Below are 16,084 nucleotides of genomic sequence, written 5' to 3' on the forward strand. Positions count from 1 at the left end.
CGCCGCTCTTTCTTTTTCCATATCTTTCTGTGGCATTTGTAAGTTATTCATTTTTTTATTGTCACAATCAATTATTGCATATAATTATATCATAATAAGTGTAGATAATGATTTAGGATTGCTATATCTAATTTTTTTGCTCTTCACAATATCGGAGCCTTGTCTCCGTCTTTGGGTGCGAACCTTTGTAAAGGCTTTCGTCAGCCGGAGCAGAAGTCATAAGCCACAAGCCCTAAACCATAAGCCATAAGCCAGAATTCATGAATTAACAAAAAATTAGTTCTGACTAACGACTAATGACTGATGACTAATGACTGATGACTGATGACTCCTGACTAATGACTAATGACTTCTATCGAATGCCTTCAAATGAGACCCGATACTACTTAGTCGTAAAAACCGTTGTTCAACCTGGTGTCTCCTTCAATAAATACAGATTCGACATCAGTTACGGTGAATTTGTCCAAGTTAGCTTGCAGCACCTTTTTCTGAGCATCCGTCAAACCTGAAATCTTGAGTATGTCCTCAACGTTTTCGTAAGGAGCATTCTTAATAATTTGTCCAGCTAAAGTAGGATACAACCCTCGAAATTCCCGAAAGTCCCGGACGCCGCTGTTGTTCAAGTCAAGTTTTTTGCCGTATTCTGTGGCAAGCTTATCATCGGCGCGATTGGTTCTAGTCGGAACGTCAAGCACTATGAGCGAGGATGATGGCAAGACGATACGGCTCAAGATCCCCGCGTTCGCGCTCATGTCTCCAGCCCATGCAAAGCAGCCCAGCACTAAGCCCAATACTGCCAATAGACGACCCAATCGTTTCATGAAGTTTTGTCTCCCAATTTCATACACAGCATTTATGTAGAGACTACCATTTTGCTTATGCAGTTTTTCAGATAAATCCGCAGCAGGCAGAGGACTGTTAACAAAATTTACATTGAGATATTGACATCGCGGGCAATGTATGGTAAGTCTTAAAATTTAGACGATCGCAACTCAGGGACAGCAATCACGGGCTGGGAAACTCTAAAATAACTGATATATCGTATATTTAGAGGCTTTTAGCAGTGGCAAGCATCACAATTGAAGTACCCGACGAACTTTCAGAACAACTGGCACTTCTAGGCGAACAACTGCCGGAACTTTTGCGCCAGTGCGTCGAGCAGCCAATGCTCCCAGCTCGCATCTACCGGTATATTTTAAACTTTCTCGCCAGCGCCCCCACCCCCGAAGAAATCGCCGCTTTCCGGCCCACTCCAGAGATGCAAGAGCGCTTGCGGACATTATTGATACATAATGCTTCGGGTTCCTTGACTCCTGGTGAGCAAACAGAACTTGATGAATACGAGCGGATAGAACATCTAGTTATTATGCTCAAAACCGGTAATCTTCCTTACTTGTCTCGGCAGTCTTAAAATAATAAAAACTTAGGTCGCAATTCGCCAATTTTAGTCGAGCCGAACCACAATTTGTCTCTGAAATTTAAATTTTAGGGATTCTGCGGAGACAATCTAAAATGTTTCTACCCAAAATTTCAAATCGATTAACCTGTGACTTACATTCCTGCTAACCTACGCCGCTTGGTTGAAGAGCGCGCCAATTTTTGCTGAGAGTATTGTCAGCTTCCAGAACAGCTAAGTTTCTTCGTCCACGAAGTTGACCACATAATTGCCTTGAAGCATGGGGGAACTACCGATGCGGACAACCTCGCATTTGCTTGCTGGCGGTGCAACCGATATAAAGGAACAGACCTCGGTTCTTTCGACCCCCAAACTGGTGCTTTCAGCTTTCTTTTTAACCCCCGGACGCAGCAATGGTCGGAACATTTTACCACCATAGAAGATATGGCGATTGTCGGGTTGACTCCACCAGGGCGTACTGCTGTGTGTTTGCTCCAGTTTAACAACTCCGAACGCCTAGTCGAGCGGCTGCGATCGCCCAGGCGTTCATAAAATGGACTCCCAATTCAAAACTGGGACTCCCATGTTTAAGGGTTAATTTTGGCTCCGCCCCCAATTTTTTACCGATCAAGAGCTCTTGCCTTTGCTTTTGAGAAAAGCGTTCAAGTCAGCATAAGTACCGCCGTAAGTCACGCTGGGAGTGTCGTAACCCTTCAAAGTAACGATGTGCTGCTCGAAAGCGTCCTCGGCACCCAATTCCGTCAGGTATTTGTAGGTTGTTTCTCCCACGGCGATATCCTTGCCGAGTTCCTTGGTGCAAGACTCTAGGCGAAATGCTGCGTTGACAGTATCTCCCAAGGCGGTGTAGTCCGATCGATCGCTGCTACCAGAATTTCCCACCATTGCATAACCGGTATTGATTCCAGCCCCGACTCGCAAAGGAAAAGGCAAGGGGTAACGACTGCTGAGTTGGTCTGTTGCCTTGTGCAGTTGGCTCAAAGCTTGACAAATCTGCATCATTTCGTCATTGCTAACACCGTCGATTTTGTGGAACCACACGGCCATGATGGCATCGCCGATGTATTTGTCCACCCAACTGCCGTGCTCGCGAATGATTTGTCCGGCTTTGCGGAACCAATTGCCGATGACTTCCGAGAGGATGGTTTCGTCTAGCTGTCTAGTTAAAACTGTAAAATCTCGGATGTCCATTACCATGACCGTAATCAGGCTGCGCACCGTCAGAGTCGCCGTAAAATCTTCGGAGTCTCCATCGTGTATTCGATCGAGCCGGCGGCCTGCTGTTGGGTTAAAAAAGTCCAATTCCGTTTGACCGAAAATAATTCGATCGCCATTTCTGAGCGTGACAGGAATACTCACCCGTCGCCCGTTGACAAAGGAACCGTTACGGCTGCCCAAGTCGATCAGGTAAAACTCTCCGGTCTCCATTTGCTGTAGCATCGCGTGATTTCGGGAAATCCAGCGATCGGTCAATACAAAATTATTGTCATCATTCCGCCCTACTGTCCAGCAATTGCTGCCGGAGAGCGGCAAGTAGCGATTGCCGCTTTCTGTACGAAGTAACAAATGTGGATTGGCTTGCAAAGTCACCACAGTCCTAGAAACAACATCAAGTCAACCGATTTGAGGTTTTTAACCTTAAATTTTAACCTTAGTACGTGGCTCATAACTAAGGTTGCCAGTAAAAACCTCAAATCGGCTGTTTTAAAAATTTAAAATAGTTTAGTCGATCGATGCACCGAACCCATACAGTATTGCCAAACTACCATGTGATAGCCAGCGAAGATAGTTATGGTTTGATCATAGGCCAAAGTGTCATATTTTTTACGCCAAATATGTATTGGGAGAATTAAATTTGCTGTTTTTCGCCCCAAACATCACTTAATTTATGCTGAGGATGCCGAAATAGAAGGTATCTTTAAGATTTGTTGCTTAACTTCCGGTTTTTGAAGAGATCAGCAAAGCCTTTTCCTCGCTGCGGCGCTCAATAAATTAGAAACACGAGAATTTTATGTTGTCGAAGAGAATTTTGCCTTGTCTGGATGTGAAAGCCGGCCGCGTGGTCAAAGGTGTCAATTTTGTCAACCTGAAGGATGCTGGCGATCCGGTGGAAATGGCTCAGGTATACAATGATGCGGGTGCTGATGAGTTGGTGTTTCTGGACATTACGGCGACTCACGAAGACCGGAACATTATGATTGATGTGGTGTACCGAACTGCCGATCGAGTTTTTATCCCTTTGACGGTGGGCGGCGGCATCCAATCCTTGGACACCATTAAAAGTTTGTTGAGGGCGGGCGCAGATAAGGTAAGCATTAATTCAGCAGCGGTGCGCGATCCAAGTTTGATTGACAAAGCGAGCGATCGATTTGGCAATCAGTGTATTGTAGTGGCGATCGACGCTCGCAAACGGCAAGATGCGGACAATCCCGGTTGGGACGTGTACGTGCGCGGAGGGCGTGAAAATACTGGCAAAGATGCGATCGTCTGGGCCAAGGAAGCCGAACAGCGTGGCGCCGGCGAAATTCTGGTGACAAGCATGGACTCTGACGGTACTCAAGCCGGTTACGACTTGGCATTAACCCGCAGCATCGCCGAAATCGTCGAAATTCCCGTCATTGCTTCGGGCGGCGCAGGCAACTGTCACCACATCTACGAAGCCGTGACAGAGGGCAAAGCAGAAGCCGCACTCCTGGCTTCCCTCCTACATTACGGGCAACTGAGCGTCGGAGAAATTAAGACTTATCTAGCAAAACATCAAGTTCCCGTGCGGCTGTAGTAGTTTAGGATTTAGGCATGGGAGAAAAAACCCGGTTGCTCGATCTCTGTCGAATAGCAGCCACGATCCAAAGAAACCGGGTTTTTTGCCTTAGCGGGGACACCACGCTCAAATGCTGCCACAGATACTCCCATTTCAAATCTCAAACGATCCGACTTCCAGTGATGCACCAGACTCATCTATCCTAAGACACAAAGCCAAAATATTCCCTGAGAAGGATTTCAAAGATCCGTTTTTTCAGCTAAATATTATATATTACCTCAATTTAAGAGAGAGCGACTGCTCAACGCTGTTGCTTTGATCGAAACTTGAGCTAAAGATTGTGCAGAATTTGAACGAGCTTCAGCCTGTTAACAATCTCAGCGATGAAAATTTGTAAAAACGGAGAAATTTTGTATGTCTTTTATCAGCTTAAATCTTAATGCCAAGCGTTTTGTTCGCAGTTTAATTGCTGTTTGTTTTTGTGCATTGATGTTTGTTTCCAATGCTTTCCCAGCGTTTGCCGTTACCAGCAGCCTTACTAAAGGTGAAGCTCAACTGACGGGGATTGAGAAAGAAGCTCAAAAAGCCGTTTTGAAAGATCCTATGTCTCTAGAAGAAACTCAGAAAAAAGCTAACGAAGGGATTAATGAAGTTCAGGGAGATGCTGACAGCGAGAAGATGAAAAATCCTTCTAACACAAAAGCTACATCTTTTGAGCAACAAGTCAAAAAAGCTGTTACCAAAATTAAAGATTAACTAAGATAAATTCCCGTGGCATGGGAATTTATCTTACCCAAAATCAGGATACGCCAGTGCCGTTTCCCTACAATTAATCGGGTAATAGTCCCATCCGAGAGAGGGCAGTAGATTATTTTGGGTAGGGGCAAACGACATTGCCGTGTCCTCTCCGGTTAGATACCCGATTTCTTGAAGAAGTCGGGTATCTGAGTATTTGGATTAAATCGAGTAATAAAGTGGAAAAGATTTGGCACCTTTCGGCTTGACAAACACTTTTTGCTGCGGCTGTAACTGCAATTGGTCAAACTTTTCTCTGGTCAAATTAGCATTCAAAACTTGACCATCATCTAAGGTTAATTCCACCTGAATTTCCCATCCCAAGTGAATCAAGCGACTGATTCTGGCAGGCACTGTTGCACTATTTTCTGTAGTTTCAATTACTACGTCGTGAGGGCGCAAGAAAATCTCCGGGTTGGCTGAGTCAAAGCCGTTGTCTTGAAATATCTTTGAACTGCTGGGCAATACGTTGACTGGGCCGATAAAACTCATGACGAAAGCACTTGCTGGATGGTCGTAAATTTCTGCGGGTGTTCCTACTTGTTCGATTTTACCTTTATTCATTACTGTAATGTGATCGGCAACTTCCATCGCTTCTTCTTGATCGTGCGTCACAAAGACTGTGGTAACGTGCACTTCGTCGTGCAGTCTACGCAACCAAGCGCGCAAATCTTTGCGAACTTTGGCATCGAGAGCTCCAAAAGGTTCGTCTAGTAGCAAGACTTTCGGTTCCACAGCCAAAGCTCTGGCTAGGGCCACGCGCTGCCGCTGACCGCCTGAAAGTTGGGAGGGGTATCTATCGCCCAATCCTGCTAGTTGTACTAAATTCAACAATTCTTCTACCCGCGATTTGACTTTGGCGGGTGCAGTTTTCTGAATTTCCATCCCGAAAGCGATGTTTTTTCGCACTGTCATGTGCTTGAATAGCGCGTAGTGCTGAAACACAAACCCAATATTACGGTCTTGGACGCTAGTATTTGTGGCATCTTGGCCAGTTAGCCAGATTTTGCCGGAGTCGGGCATTTCTAAACCTGCAATCAGCCGCAGCAGCGTAGACTTGCCGGAACCAGACGGGCCCAGCAATGCGACTAGGGAACCTGATTCAATTTCTAAGCTGACTCGATCGAGTGCTTGGAAACTGCCAAAATGTTTGGATACGTTTTCTACTGTAATTCCCATAGGAAGTTCGGCAACGGATGAGTATAACGAATTTAACGGATTTAACGAAGGTCAGACGCCACAACCAAGAGCAAAAATGTTAATCTCCGGTTTCTGGATAGGTTAAGGTAAGTTTTTTATAGCACGATCGCACATCCGTTTGTTAATTTTAGGGTTTTGGCGATCGGTCAAACACTGGAAAATTCCCCAAAATGCACCTCCATCACAAAACAAAACAATTATTTATCACCAAAGTTGGCGTTTGGTAGTACAATGCAGCAAAAGTTCAAGCGTTTTTGACTTCAAAGGCTGAGGGGATATAAGGAAAATGGGAAATGTTGGACGTGTGCCTGTAGGAATTATCGGCGCTTCAGGGTACGGCGGCGTGCAACTTGTGCGACTGCTGGCGGATCACCCCGCGGCGGAAGTAGTGTATTTGGGCGGGGATAGCAGTGCGGGAAAACCTTTTTCCAGTCTTTATCCGCATCTGACTAACTGTATTAACTTGACTGTTGAGGCGATCGACCTAGACAAAATAGCGGCAAAATGTGAAGTTGTATTTCTGTCGCTACCCAACGGTTTAGCTTGCCAAATGGCACCGACGCTGATCGAAAAAGGCTGTAAAGTCTTGGATTTGTCGGCTGATTACAGATTTGAAAATCTTGACACTTATAAAGCTTGGTACGGCGGCGATCGATCGGACTCTGCTTTAGCTGCAACCGCTGTTTACGGTTTGCCAGAATTGTATCGCGATCGCATTAAAGATGCTCAATTAGTAGGCTGTGCCGGTTGCTACGTCACTGCTAGTTTATTAGCCCTAGCACCCTTGCTCAAACAAGGTCTGATTGTGCCAGAAACAGCAATTATCGACGCGAAATCAGGAACTTCGGGAGGGGGACGCAAAGCCGAAGTGAATCTGTTATTGGCAGAAGCTGACAATTCCATAGGCGCTTACAACGTTGGCCGCCACCGCCACACGCCAGAAATCGAGCAAATTTGCAGCGATTTAGCCGGACATGATATCAAAGTCCAATTTACTCCCCACCTGATGCCGATGGTGCGGGGAATTCTGGCAACTGTTTACGCAAATTTGCGCGATCCGGGATTAGTGCGGGAAGATTTAATCACCATTTTCACCGCTTTTTACCGCAATTCTCCTTTCGTAAAAGTGTTACCGGCTGGGGTTTATCCGCAGTCTAAATGGGCTTGTGGCACAAATCTTTGTTATATCGGCGTGGAAGTCGATCCGCGTACTGACAGGGTAATTGTGATTTCGGCGATCGACAATTTAATTAAAGGTCAAGCTGGTCAAGGCATCCAGTGCATGAACTTGATGATGGGTTGGGAAGAAACTTTGGGTTTACCTCAATTGGCTTTCTATCCTTAATTGGGCATTGGGCATAGGGCATTGGGCATTGGGCATTGGGGATTGGGCACTGGGCATAGGGCATTGGGCATAGGGCATTGGGCATTGGGATTAGTGTCAACAATCACCTAAAACCATTAAATCTCGTTTGTAGCCCAGGCCAGATCCCCCTAAATCCCCCGAATAGTCGGGGGACTTTGAATGCTTCTTGTCCCCCCCTTCTTAAGGGGGGCTAGGGGGGATCTGGCCTCGGTGGTAAACAGCAGTCTGTGACTAAGTTTGACCTGGTTGTTGACACCAATGGATAATGGGGAATTACCGATTACCGAAGTGTTATTTTGGCCCGTAACCGATCGATCCAGCGTAAATTGCCCGATCGCCCAATTCCTCCTCAATCCGCAATAAACGGTTATACTTAGCAACCCGTTCGCTGCGACACAGAGAACCAGTCTTGATTTGGCCGGCGCGAGTCGCTACGGCTAAATCAGCAATTGTGGTATCCTCAGTTTCACCAGAACGGTGACTGATGACCGATCGATAGCTGTTCCGTTTGCCGAGGTCGATCGTATCCAACGTCTCACTCAAAGAACCAATTTGATTCAGCTTAATCAAAATCGAATTGCTAGCCTTCAAATCAATCCCTTTTTGCAAGCGCGTGCGATTAGTAACAAACAAATCGTCACCCACCAATTGAACTTTGCTACCCATTTTCTGAGTCAGCGCCACCCAACTATCCCAATCGTCTTCGTGCAAACCATCTTCAATGGAAACGATGGGATATTGTCCAACCAAACCATCCAAATAATCGATTAATTCAGTCGGAGAATGAGCCACACCATCGTAGGTGTACTTCCCATCTTTGTAAAACTCACTAGCAGCAACATCCAAAGCCAAAGCAACTTGTTCACCCGGTTTATAGCCAGCTTTTTCAATTGCCATCATCAACAAATCCAAAGCTTCCTGATTGGAACCCAAATTAGGAGCAAAACCACCTTCATCACCAACACCAGTCAGCAAATTTTTGTCTTTCAAGACTTTAGCAAGACTAGCAAATACTTCTGCACCCCAGCGCAAAGCTTCCTTAAAAGAAGGCGCTCCCACCGGTACAATCATAAACTCTTGAATGTCTACGTTGTTGTCGGCGTGGGAACCACCGTTGATGACGTTCATCAACGGTACGGGTAAAACGTTAGCTAAAGCGCCACCCAAGTAGCGGTAAAGGGGGAGTCCTAAAGTATCGGCGGCAGCCTTTGCTGTGGCTAGGGAGACTCCGAGAATGGCATTTGCGCCGAGGTGGGATTTGTTGGGGGAACCGTCCAAGTCAATCATGGTTTGATCGATTAATGCTTGGTCGATCGCATCCATATCAACCAAAGCGGGGGCAATTTTGTGCTCGACGTTAGCAACGGCCTTCAGAACTCCTTTGCCACCGTAGCGTTTTTTGTCATCATCGCGGAGTTCGTGGGCTTCAAAGGAGCCTGTAGACGCGCCACTGGGGACTTGTGCGAGCCCGACAACACCGTTGGCTAGGTGAACTTCAGCTTCGATGGTGGGGCGGCCGCGAGAGTCCAGGATTTCTCTGGCTTTGATAAATTCGATCGCAGTGTCTTGCATATGAACGATTCCTGACTTAACTCAATGGTTGATGACAATTAGCATTCAGCAGGCTTTCGGTAACAGACTGCTAACGGGTAATAGATTACGCGATCCCCACAATTATTAGCGCTCATTTCAAACTTTTTGCGGATTTGGGCGATCGCTGGCTGTCAATAAGCTATGCTTGTTGCAGAAAAATTTCCGACAATTTTGACAGTAATTTGATTTTGTTTACCGTAGATTTACGCAAAGTTGTTAATGGAACCTTGATTAAAATCAGAATAAGCTGTTACGCATTTAAATTGGATATTCGGGACAATGCTCAGAGCAACGTACCACAAGAATTTGATTAATTTTTGACACACCGTTTAAATGCAGAACAGCTTACCAACCAAGTCAATCAAAAAAGCATCAACCTAAAATGTTAGAAACAACTTTCCCAGAAATTACAGTATCAGCTATCGACTCCGATCCAATTATTCCCGATCCCCCAAACATCAGATTGCTTACAGGCCCATTGCCAAATTCAGGTAGCGATCCCAACTTTTTTGACCTTACTCCCAATGACGATATCGTTCAATTAGCCAACGGCATCCTGCGGAACACTCCCGGAGGTTTGCGGGCCTTAGCCGGCGATGATTTTGTCCGAGGTTCCGGTGGTGCGGAACTGATGAACGGGAACGACGGCGGAGATACTTTAATCGGAGGTTGTGGGAACGATACTATTCGCGGCGGTCAAGATTTGGACATCCTGTATGGAGAATGCGCTAACGATGTTCTGAGTGGAAATTTAGGCGATGACTACGCCTACGGAGGAACGGGAAATGACTTTGTTCGTGGCGGTAAAGGCAGCGATGCTTTAGTCGGAGACAGTGGCAATGATACTCTGATTGGTGATGCTGGAATCGATCGACTTTGGGGAGGAGAAGGTGCAGATTTATTTGTCCTCACAAGAGAATCGGGAGCAACTTCGGGAGAAATTGGTTCAGATCAACCACGTCCTGCTGGGACTTTTATTGCTAATCTAGAGCAAATGCCTGCACCTCCACCTCCTGCTGGGACTTTTATTGCTAATGTAGTGCCTACACCTCCAAGTCCTCCTGCGACTTTTGATGTAGTAGATGAAGTGCCAGCAGATTTTATTCTTGACTACAATCCAGCTCAAGATGTAATTGGATTGGCGGGAGGATTGACGCGAAACGATATTGTTTTGAGCGAAAGGTTTTTAACAATTGGTGATGCCAGAGATTACGACAGCAGCGGCCCTTTTCCTCCGGGACAGCCCCGAACTGCTGATTTTAGAGTGTTAAATACTAAGGCGACGGTGATTCGAGAAGCTAGTACCGGCAATATTTTGGGTTTGGTGAAAGATGTTTCGCCGAGTCAAATTCAGTTTATCTCTGTGTCTGACGGGGCGATCGCCCTAGGTTAAACCAAATAGGTTCGATCGTTCGGACTTCAGTCCTTCTTCCAGGTTCGAGCGTTCGGATTTCAGTCCTTCTTCCAAGTTATACTCGTTCCCAGGCTCTGCCTGGGAAAGCCTATCAGCGAGGCTCTCCCTCCCGATTCCTGACCTGAATTCAACAAACATTAAAATTGCCAAAAATCCGCCACATCATATCTCATTTCGCCCAGCATTTGCCGCAGCAGAGGCAAACTCAAGCCGATCACATTCGTGTGACAGCCCTCGATTTTTTCCACAAAAAAGCCACCTTTACCTTCCAGTGCAAAACAGCCAGCACAGGCGAGGGGTTCTCCGGTAGCGACGTAGGCCGCAATTTGGCGCGAGGTAACTTCGGCAAAATGAACTTTTGTAACTTGACAGCGAATGAGCGATCGCTCCATTGCGCGATCGAAACTATCAAATCTCGTATCAATTAAAGCATGACCAGTATAAAGTTCGCCAACTTTACCGCGCATTTTCTGCCAGCGCGAGATTGCTTCTTCGGCATCCTTCGGTTTGCCGTGAATTTCGCCATCAATGACCAAAATTGAATCACATCCCAACACCAAACATGATTTGGGATTGGGGATTTGCGGGTGAGAATTAGCCAGCAAAAACTCAGCTACAGCGTCAGCTTTTCCCTCTGCTAAAACTTTGACTAATTGAGTAGCATCCCTCATTTGTATTTGCCCTTCATCAAAATCGCTGGGGCAAATCACAGCTTCAATGCCAGCACTTTTAAGCAGGCTGCGGCGCGCCGGGGAAGCTGAGGCTAATACAAAAGTTGGAATTTTCATAATTTAATAAGGAAGAAGGAAGAAGGAAGAAGGAAGAAGGAAGAAGGAAGAAGGAAGAGGTAAGAAGGAAGAAAAATAAACTAAACTATTCCCCATGCCCAATGCCCAACGCCCTATTCCCATTCCCAATTAGTTTTGACCTTAATAAACAGAGAAAGATTTAACGACTTTCTCAAAAGCTTCTTTTACCTTCGGCCAACGTTCTTCGGTAGTGGAAACGTTCAGCGTAAAAAGTTTGCCGCGGCTGATGGCTACGCTAGCTAAGTTGTGCCGTTCTTGGTTTGGGAGTTTGACGGCGTATTCTAAAATGTAATAGTTTTTCGATCGCGATTCCCGACTTTCTGCATTGACTAATTCAGCTTGGCGGCCGGAATCCGTCGGGGCGATCGTCTTCGTTGATGTAGCCCCCGTAGGGGCGGGCTTCGCTAACGCATTTTTGCTAAGCTTGTATCCCACCTCCGTCGGCGTTCCCAAATCAGCCAGAGTTTTGTTCCCCGTGACTGGACTGATGACCACGCTGACATTCTCGGTTTGCTGAATCAAATCGCGAAACACCACATCGGGCCCATTAGGAACTGCGATCGGCAGCCAGCCATTAGGATAGAGAAATTGATAACCATCGCCAGTATCAACATAGCTTTTGAGTCCGGTCACTTTAGACACACAACCGGTTAAGCTAAGGCTTAGAACAACCAGAAGTATTGCCGCAATTCGTTTGAGCATTATTTTTACGGGTAGGGTAAAACTAAAATATTTAATTTCAATTGTCTCACCAAACCTTGCGTCTAAAAATAGTTAAGCTATGGATCGCCATTTGTGTATCGCTGGCAAGCCATAGCCGTACAATTTAATTTTTAACAAAGTTATTACAGGTTAGTTAGCCAGCTAATCAGTCCGTGCTTGGTCGAAATTTCTAAAGCCAAGAGAGAAACAAAACCAATCATGGCAAGGCGGCCGTTCAAGCGTTCTGCGTAGGGTGTAAAGCCTGTGCGGACTTCATCGTCAATGTATACTTTAGGCTCGATCGCAAAATTGTTCATTTTGCCGTCGTTGTCGAGCAGTAAGCCTCTGTCAGCCATGTCAGCCTCCTAAGTTGTTTTGGTGTACTGTAAATAAATGTAACAGACTAATGAAGATATGTAAAGGATTATGAGTTTTTTTTTCAAAGCCGCGACTCGGACACCAGTTTTCCCCAAAAATTCAACGGGAGGCAAAATCCAAACCCTTATATAATCAGTCATTCCCAAATCTCAAATCTTAAATCTCAAATGGTGTGACTGTGGACAGTAGACTCTGGGCCCCGGAAGGGGGAGGATAGAGTTGAGAATCGCAAAAGTCGATCGCGCGAGGCAAATCCCCCAGTCTGGGTTTGACGAAAATTGTGGAAGAATGGAGGAAAAATTTATGCGGGCCAGTCTGGAAATGCGGTGGTTTAATAGCGGTGCGCTGCCAAAACCGATCGGGCAATGGTTTGGCAGCGAGAGTCTGGGCGGTTATCTGTCGCCGCCTGAAGAGCGAGAAGATTTATATTTGCTGATACCTAGTTGCGACTACTTGGGAGTGAAACTGCGCGGGAAAAATTTACAGGTAAAGTGGCGGCAGGCAGAATTAGGCGTGATGCCCTTCGGCAACCGCTGGGAAGGCAAAGCCGAGAAATGGCTGAAGTGGATATGTGCCGACACGATGGCGCCACTACCAGCGGATATCATCGCCACTGGAAAGTGGGTGAAGGTCAAGAAAAAGCGAGCCCAGCGTCTTTACCAAGTTTCTGCCCCAGGTGTGCTAATGTCTGTCCCTGTCGAAGCACCAATTCCCCAAGGCTGCATTGTAGAAATTACCCAGTTAAATGTTAACGGCACTCCGTCGTGGACGTTGGGATTTGAAGCGTTTGGTAGCGAAAATTTTTTGGCCGAAAGTCTGCAAACAGTCGCTAATTGGACTAGCAAGAGTTATCAGGCTCAAAAGTTGAAAGCTGAGGATTCTTCTGGTTATCCGATTTGGCTAGCTGGTAAGTAAGGAGAGAGGGGGAGAGAGAGAGAGGAAGAATTTGAAACTTTTTTCCAGAACTCTTTTTTTCTGTAGTTTAAACTAAATAAAGATGAGAACGGTGGCCAAAGAAGAACTAGAGCCACCGTTAAGGAGAGAATGAGGGTGAAAAAGAAAACCTATCCACTCCTTAAATGAACAGTGAACGATTAAAGGACTTTCGTCAAGCAGCATACGAGTTATTGGTACGAGCTCTCGTATGCAACATTTGAGCTCATGGATGCAGTAATGACCACGCCCAAATGCGTCATGTTTAGCGGAATTTTCACTCAATCCATTATTCAATCGTCAATGGCAAGCGCGTCTATGAAGCCTTACAAGACTGTAGGCCAGACCGGAAAAAACTGATGGAGTTGTACCCTTGAGCAATTAGAACAGCAAGTACCCGCAACAGAATATATATTAGTGGCAATTGACCTGCATGGGGGAGACAGTCATGCTAAAACCTTAAAAGACAGAACCCATGAATACCAGGAAGGCGTAATTATTGGACAAGGGTACAGTACCATTGCGTGGATACCGGAAGCTCAAGGAAGTTGGGCATTACCCCTACTCCATGAAAGAATCAGTAGTGGGTCTTCACCCATACTTCAAGCAGCTTCCCAACTTAAACTTGTCTGTGAACAGAGCGTCAACCCAGTCTTAGGAATGAAAATTTAATAACTTAAGCAAGATATAATAAAAAAATGAGTGAACATCAATGTACTTGACATTTCAAATTTATGGTCAAAACGTAATTGCTCAACCCCCTTGACAAGAAGACGAGATAGACATTAGATAAAGGAATGGAAAAACTCCCGACTTAAAGCAACTATCGAACGAGGCAAAAGAAGCCTTGATAGTAGAGCTATGGCAAGAAATCCAAAAACTCAGCGCAGCATTAGCCACCTACGAACCAAAACCAGAGCCATCTCCCAAAAAAACTAGCAAAAATTCTAGCACTCCACCATCCAAAGGATTCAAGCCGAACATTAAGCCATCGAAAATTCAGGGGATAAAAAGACAAAGAAGCGTGGGAAGAGTCGGAGGGGGCAGAGAACTACATCCTCATCCCGACCAAACAATCATCGCGATTGTCAAAAATTGCCCCCAATGTGGAGAGAAAGTCACCGCCACCGCCCAGAAGTTGCAATCGATATACGAAAAAAATCGAACTCCCCCCCATTCGCCCCATCATCACCCGAATAGAACGTTATGGTGGTCAGTGTGCGTGCTGTCAAACCGAATATGTTGCACCTGTGCCATTGGGAATGGAACCAGGTTCACCGGGAAAGCAGTTCGATTCAAAGCTTGGTCACATACCTCCGTTACACTCATGCCATCAGCTACGAACGGCTATCGGGAATATTGGCAGAAGTGTTTGGAATCAAGATATCAGAAGGAGCAATCGCCAACCTATTAGTGAAGGTCAAAACCAGTTTAGATGACGAAGTAACTCAAATACTACAACGGCTGCGGCGGGCAAAATTAATTTGTTCAGATGAAACGAGTGCGAGAGTTAACGGACAGTGGGAGTGGGAGTGGGTGTTTCAGAATCAGGATGTTTGTTTACACGTCATCCGCCCCAGCCGAGCCAGTGGAGTAATGTACGAAGTTCTCGGAGAACATCGTCCCGATATCTGGGTATCAGATTTATTTAGCGCTCAAAAAAATCACCCCGCACCACAATGGCAAGTGTGTTTGGCTCATCAATTGCGGGACTGTCAATATGCGATTGATGCTGGAGACAGGATTTTCGCCCCAGCGATGAAGAGGTTATTATTAAGAGCTTTTATCATCCATCGACGACGAGAAAGAATCGACGATGCCAGATTTAATCGATATCGAGAAAATTTACAGGAAAGATTAACTAGGATTTTGAATTTAGCCCCACATCATCCGGATGGTATCCGGTTACGAAAACGCTATGGTGGGCTAATTGACAATTTATTTCTATTTCTGGAAGATGCGGCAATTCCACCAACGAATAATAGTAGTGAACAGGCGATTAGGATGAGCGTGATATTTCGCCGTGTAACTAATGGCTTCCGTTCAGAATGGGGCAGAGATTTGTTTGCAGCCGTTCGTTCGGTTGTCAATACTGGCAAGCGTCAGGGTTTAACTGCTTATCAATCTATTCAACAAGCTCTCTCTACTGATGGCTCCCTTTTTTCCCCTAGTTGAGCAATTACCAATTACCAAATATCTAACTTGACAATAGAACGTATAAATATATTAAACTTTTTTCCGGTTAGCTGTCGTTCTTATTATTTGTTGTTGTGATTGAAAACACTTTCATTGCTGATACAGCTTGTGAATTTAATTGAATTGAGTTTTAATTGAGCAGCTATTTACTATTTTAATTGCTGCTGAATTTGTGGTGACTTGAGATATTAGCGGTCGAAATTGTTAAGTATTTTGAATCAATTGGTCTGTCAATTACTGTTAATTTCTGATTGGGGCTCGCTGTCTCTCGATTTTCTCATTGGTTTTCAAGAGATCTCATTACAATCAATTCCCTTGTGCCAGTTCCGGGTGCGGAATGTGGGCTAAAAGATTAGATAAAAAACCCGGTTTTTTTGATATTGATGGGGTTTTTCCTAATACAAACACAGAATTTTTCCCAAACAAAAAGCGCCCCTATTTCTAGGAGCGCTTTTTGTTATCTCAGGTTAAAAATTAACCGTTGATGGAAGGAGCAACCAAAGCAACTGGAATTGTTTCACCA

At 45.5% G+C, this 16,084-nt stretch carries 15 protein-coding genes and 1 pseudogene; 9 read left to right on the plus strand and 7 right to left on the minus strand.

Features of this window, described 5'->3' with window-relative positions:
- Positions 1 to 386 precede the first annotated feature (386 nt).
- Positions 387 to 821, minus strand: coding sequence for a photosystem II complex extrinsic protein PsbU (gene psbU, locus K4039_RS25045; RefSeq protein WP_265239222.1), 435 nt, complete (start codon positions 819 to 821; stop codon positions 387 to 389).
- 242 nt (positions 822 to 1,063) lie between these two features.
- On the opposite strand from psbU, the gene K4039_RS25050 reads away from it, so the two are divergent.
- Together K4039_RS25050 and K4039_RS25055 are read left to right on the plus strand one after the other, a co-directional pair.
- Complete coding sequence (locus K4039_RS25050) at positions 1,064 to 1,411, plus strand: hypothetical protein (protein WP_265239223.1); 348 nt, start codon at positions 1,064 to 1,066, stop codon at positions 1,409 to 1,411.
- A gap of 207 nt (positions 1,412 to 1,618) precedes the next feature.
- Positions 1,619 to 1,948, plus strand: a pseudogene (locus tag K4039_RS25055) (HNH endonuclease); the annotation flags it as partial.
- 75 nt (positions 1,949 to 2,023) lie between these two features.
- Here K4039_RS25055 and K4039_RS25060 read toward each other — a convergent pair.
- Positions 2,024 to 3,007 carry an adenylate/guanylate cyclase domain-containing protein gene (locus tag K4039_RS25060; protein WP_265239224.1) on the minus strand — a complete coding sequence of 328 codons (984 nt, stop codon included), beginning with the start codon at positions 3,005 to 3,007 and terminating at the stop codon, positions 2,024 to 2,026.
- A 418-nt stretch (positions 3,008 to 3,425) separates the two neighbouring features.
- Here K4039_RS25060 and hisF point away from each other — a divergent pair, with 418 nt between their 5' ends.
- Positions 3,426 to 4,193: an imidazole glycerol phosphate synthase subunit HisF gene (gene hisF, locus K4039_RS25065; protein WP_265239225.1), complete on the plus strand. Its 768-nt coding sequence runs from the start codon at positions 3,426 to 3,428 to the stop codon at positions 4,191 to 4,193.
- 396 nt (positions 4,194 to 4,589) lie between these two features.
- Entirely contained in the window at positions 4,590 to 4,931 is a 342-nt protein-coding gene (locus K4039_RS25070) for a low temperature-induced protein (protein ID WP_265239226.1), read from the plus strand.
- Positions 4,932 to 5,132: 201 nt separating this feature from the next.
- On the opposite strand, the gene K4039_RS25075 is transcribed toward K4039_RS25070, so the two are convergent.
- The gene (locus K4039_RS25075; RefSeq protein WP_265239227.1) at positions 5,133 to 6,149 is read right to left on the minus strand and encodes a sulfate/molybdate ABC transporter ATP-binding protein; all 1,017 of its coding nucleotides are present in this window, start codon (positions 6,147 to 6,149) and stop codon (positions 5,133 to 5,135) included.
- 307 nt (positions 6,150 to 6,456) lie between these two features.
- Between K4039_RS25075 and argC the strand changes: the two genes are divergently transcribed.
- Positions 6,457 to 7,515 (plus strand): N-acetyl-gamma-glutamyl-phosphate reductase, encoded by a 1,059-nt coding sequence (gene argC / locus K4039_RS25080; RefSeq protein WP_265239228.1) that lies wholly within the window; start codon positions 6,457 to 6,459, stop codon positions 7,513 to 7,515.
- 312 nt (positions 7,516 to 7,827) lie between these two features.
- Here argC and eno read toward each other — a convergent pair whose 3' ends face one another.
- On the minus strand, positions 7,828 to 9,108 hold the full coding sequence (gene eno, locus K4039_RS25085; protein ID WP_265239229.1) for a phosphopyruvate hydratase: 1,281 nt from the start codon (positions 9,106 to 9,108) through the stop codon (positions 7,828 to 7,830).
- A gap of 403 nt (positions 9,109 to 9,511) precedes the next feature.
- On the opposite strand from eno, the gene K4039_RS25090 reads away from it, so the two are divergent.
- Positions 9,512 to 10,522: a calcium-binding protein gene (locus K4039_RS25090; protein WP_265239230.1), complete on the plus strand. Its 1,011-nt coding sequence runs from the start codon at positions 9,512 to 9,514 to the stop codon at positions 10,520 to 10,522.
- 158 nt (positions 10,523 to 10,680) lie between these two features.
- On the opposite strand, the gene K4039_RS25095 is transcribed toward K4039_RS25090, so the two are convergent.
- From K4039_RS25095 to K4039_RS25105, 3 genes are all read right to left on the minus strand, one after another.
- Positions 10,681 to 11,331, minus strand: coding sequence for a nucleoside triphosphate pyrophosphatase (locus K4039_RS25095; RefSeq protein ID WP_265239231.1), 651 nt, complete (start codon positions 11,329 to 11,331; stop codon positions 10,681 to 10,683).
- Positions 11,332 to 11,472: 141 nt separating this feature from the next.
- On the minus strand, positions 11,473 to 12,054 hold the full coding sequence (gene psbP, locus K4039_RS25100) for a photosystem II reaction center PsbP (RefSeq protein ID WP_265239232.1): 582 nt from the start codon (positions 12,052 to 12,054) through the stop codon (positions 11,473 to 11,475).
- Between the two features lie 143 nt (positions 12,055 to 12,197).
- Positions 12,198 to 12,410: a chlorophyll a/b-binding protein gene (locus K4039_RS25105; RefSeq protein ID WP_265239233.1), complete on the minus strand. Its 213-nt coding sequence runs from the start codon at positions 12,408 to 12,410 to the stop codon at positions 12,198 to 12,200.
- A 241-nt stretch (positions 12,411 to 12,651) separates the two neighbouring features.
- Here K4039_RS25105 and K4039_RS25110 point away from each other — a divergent pair, with 241 nt between their 5' ends.
- From K4039_RS25110 to K4039_RS25120, 3 genes are all read left to right on the plus strand, one after another.
- Entirely contained in the window at positions 12,652 to 13,347 is a 696-nt protein-coding gene (locus K4039_RS25110) for a hypothetical protein (protein WP_265239234.1), read from the plus strand.
- A 435-nt stretch (positions 13,348 to 13,782) separates the two neighbouring features.
- A complete protein-coding gene (locus K4039_RS25115) occupies positions 13,783 to 14,037 on the plus strand; it encodes a hypothetical protein (RefSeq protein ID WP_265239235.1) in 255 nt (84 codons plus the stop codon).
- Positions 14,038 to 14,571: 534 nt separating this feature from the next.
- Positions 14,572 to 15,540: an IS66 family transposase gene (locus K4039_RS25120; RefSeq protein ID WP_265239236.1), complete on the plus strand. Its 969-nt coding sequence runs from the start codon at positions 14,572 to 14,574 to the stop codon at positions 15,538 to 15,540.
- Positions 15,541 to 16,084: the final 544 nt, after the last annotated feature.

The organism is Lyngbya sp. CCAP 1446/10 (assembly GCF_026130175.1).
Taxonomy (GTDB): Bacteria; Cyanobacteriota; Cyanobacteriia; order Cyanobacteriales; family Microcoleaceae; genus Microcoleus.

Excerpts from the sequence above, each read along its gene's own strand:
- psbU (WP_265239222.1), bottom strand. The coding sequence starts at position 821 with ATGAAACGATTGGGTCGTCTATTGGCAGTATTGGGCTTAGTGCTGGGC.
- hisF (WP_265239225.1), top strand. The coding sequence starts at position 3,426 with ATGTTGTCGAAGAGAATTTTGCCTTGTCTGGATGTGAAAGCCGGCCGC.
- K4039_RS25070 (WP_265239226.1), top strand. The coding sequence starts at position 4,590 with ATGTCTTTTATCAGCTTAAATCTTAATGCCAAGCGTTTTGTTCGCAGT.
- K4039_RS25075 (WP_265239227.1), bottom strand. The coding sequence starts at position 6,149 with ATGGGAATTACAGTAGAAAACGTATCCAAACATTTTGGCAGTTTCCAA.
- argC (WP_265239228.1), top strand. The coding sequence starts at position 6,457 with ATGGGAAATGTTGGACGTGTGCCTGTAGGAATTATCGGCGCTTCAGGG.
- eno (WP_265239229.1), bottom strand. The coding sequence starts at position 9,108 with ATGCAAGACACTGCGATCGAATTTATCAAAGCCAGAGAAATCCTGGAC.
- K4039_RS25090 (WP_265239230.1), top strand. The coding sequence starts at position 9,512 with ATGTTAGAAACAACTTTCCCAGAAATTACAGTATCAGCTATCGACTCC.
- K4039_RS25095 (WP_265239231.1), bottom strand. The coding sequence starts at position 11,331 with ATGAAAATTCCAACTTTTGTATTAGCCTCAGCTTCCCCGGCGCGCCGC.
- psbP (WP_265239232.1), bottom strand. The coding sequence starts at position 12,054 with ATGCTCAAACGAATTGCGGCAATACTTCTGGTTGTTCTAAGCCTTAGC.
- K4039_RS25105 (WP_265239233.1), bottom strand. The coding sequence starts at position 12,410 with ATGGCTGACAGAGGCTTACTGCTCGACAACGACGGCAAAATGAACAAT.
- K4039_RS25120 (WP_265239236.1), top strand. The coding sequence starts at position 14,572 with ATGGTGGTCAGTGTGCGTGCTGTCAAACCGAATATGTTGCACCTGTGC.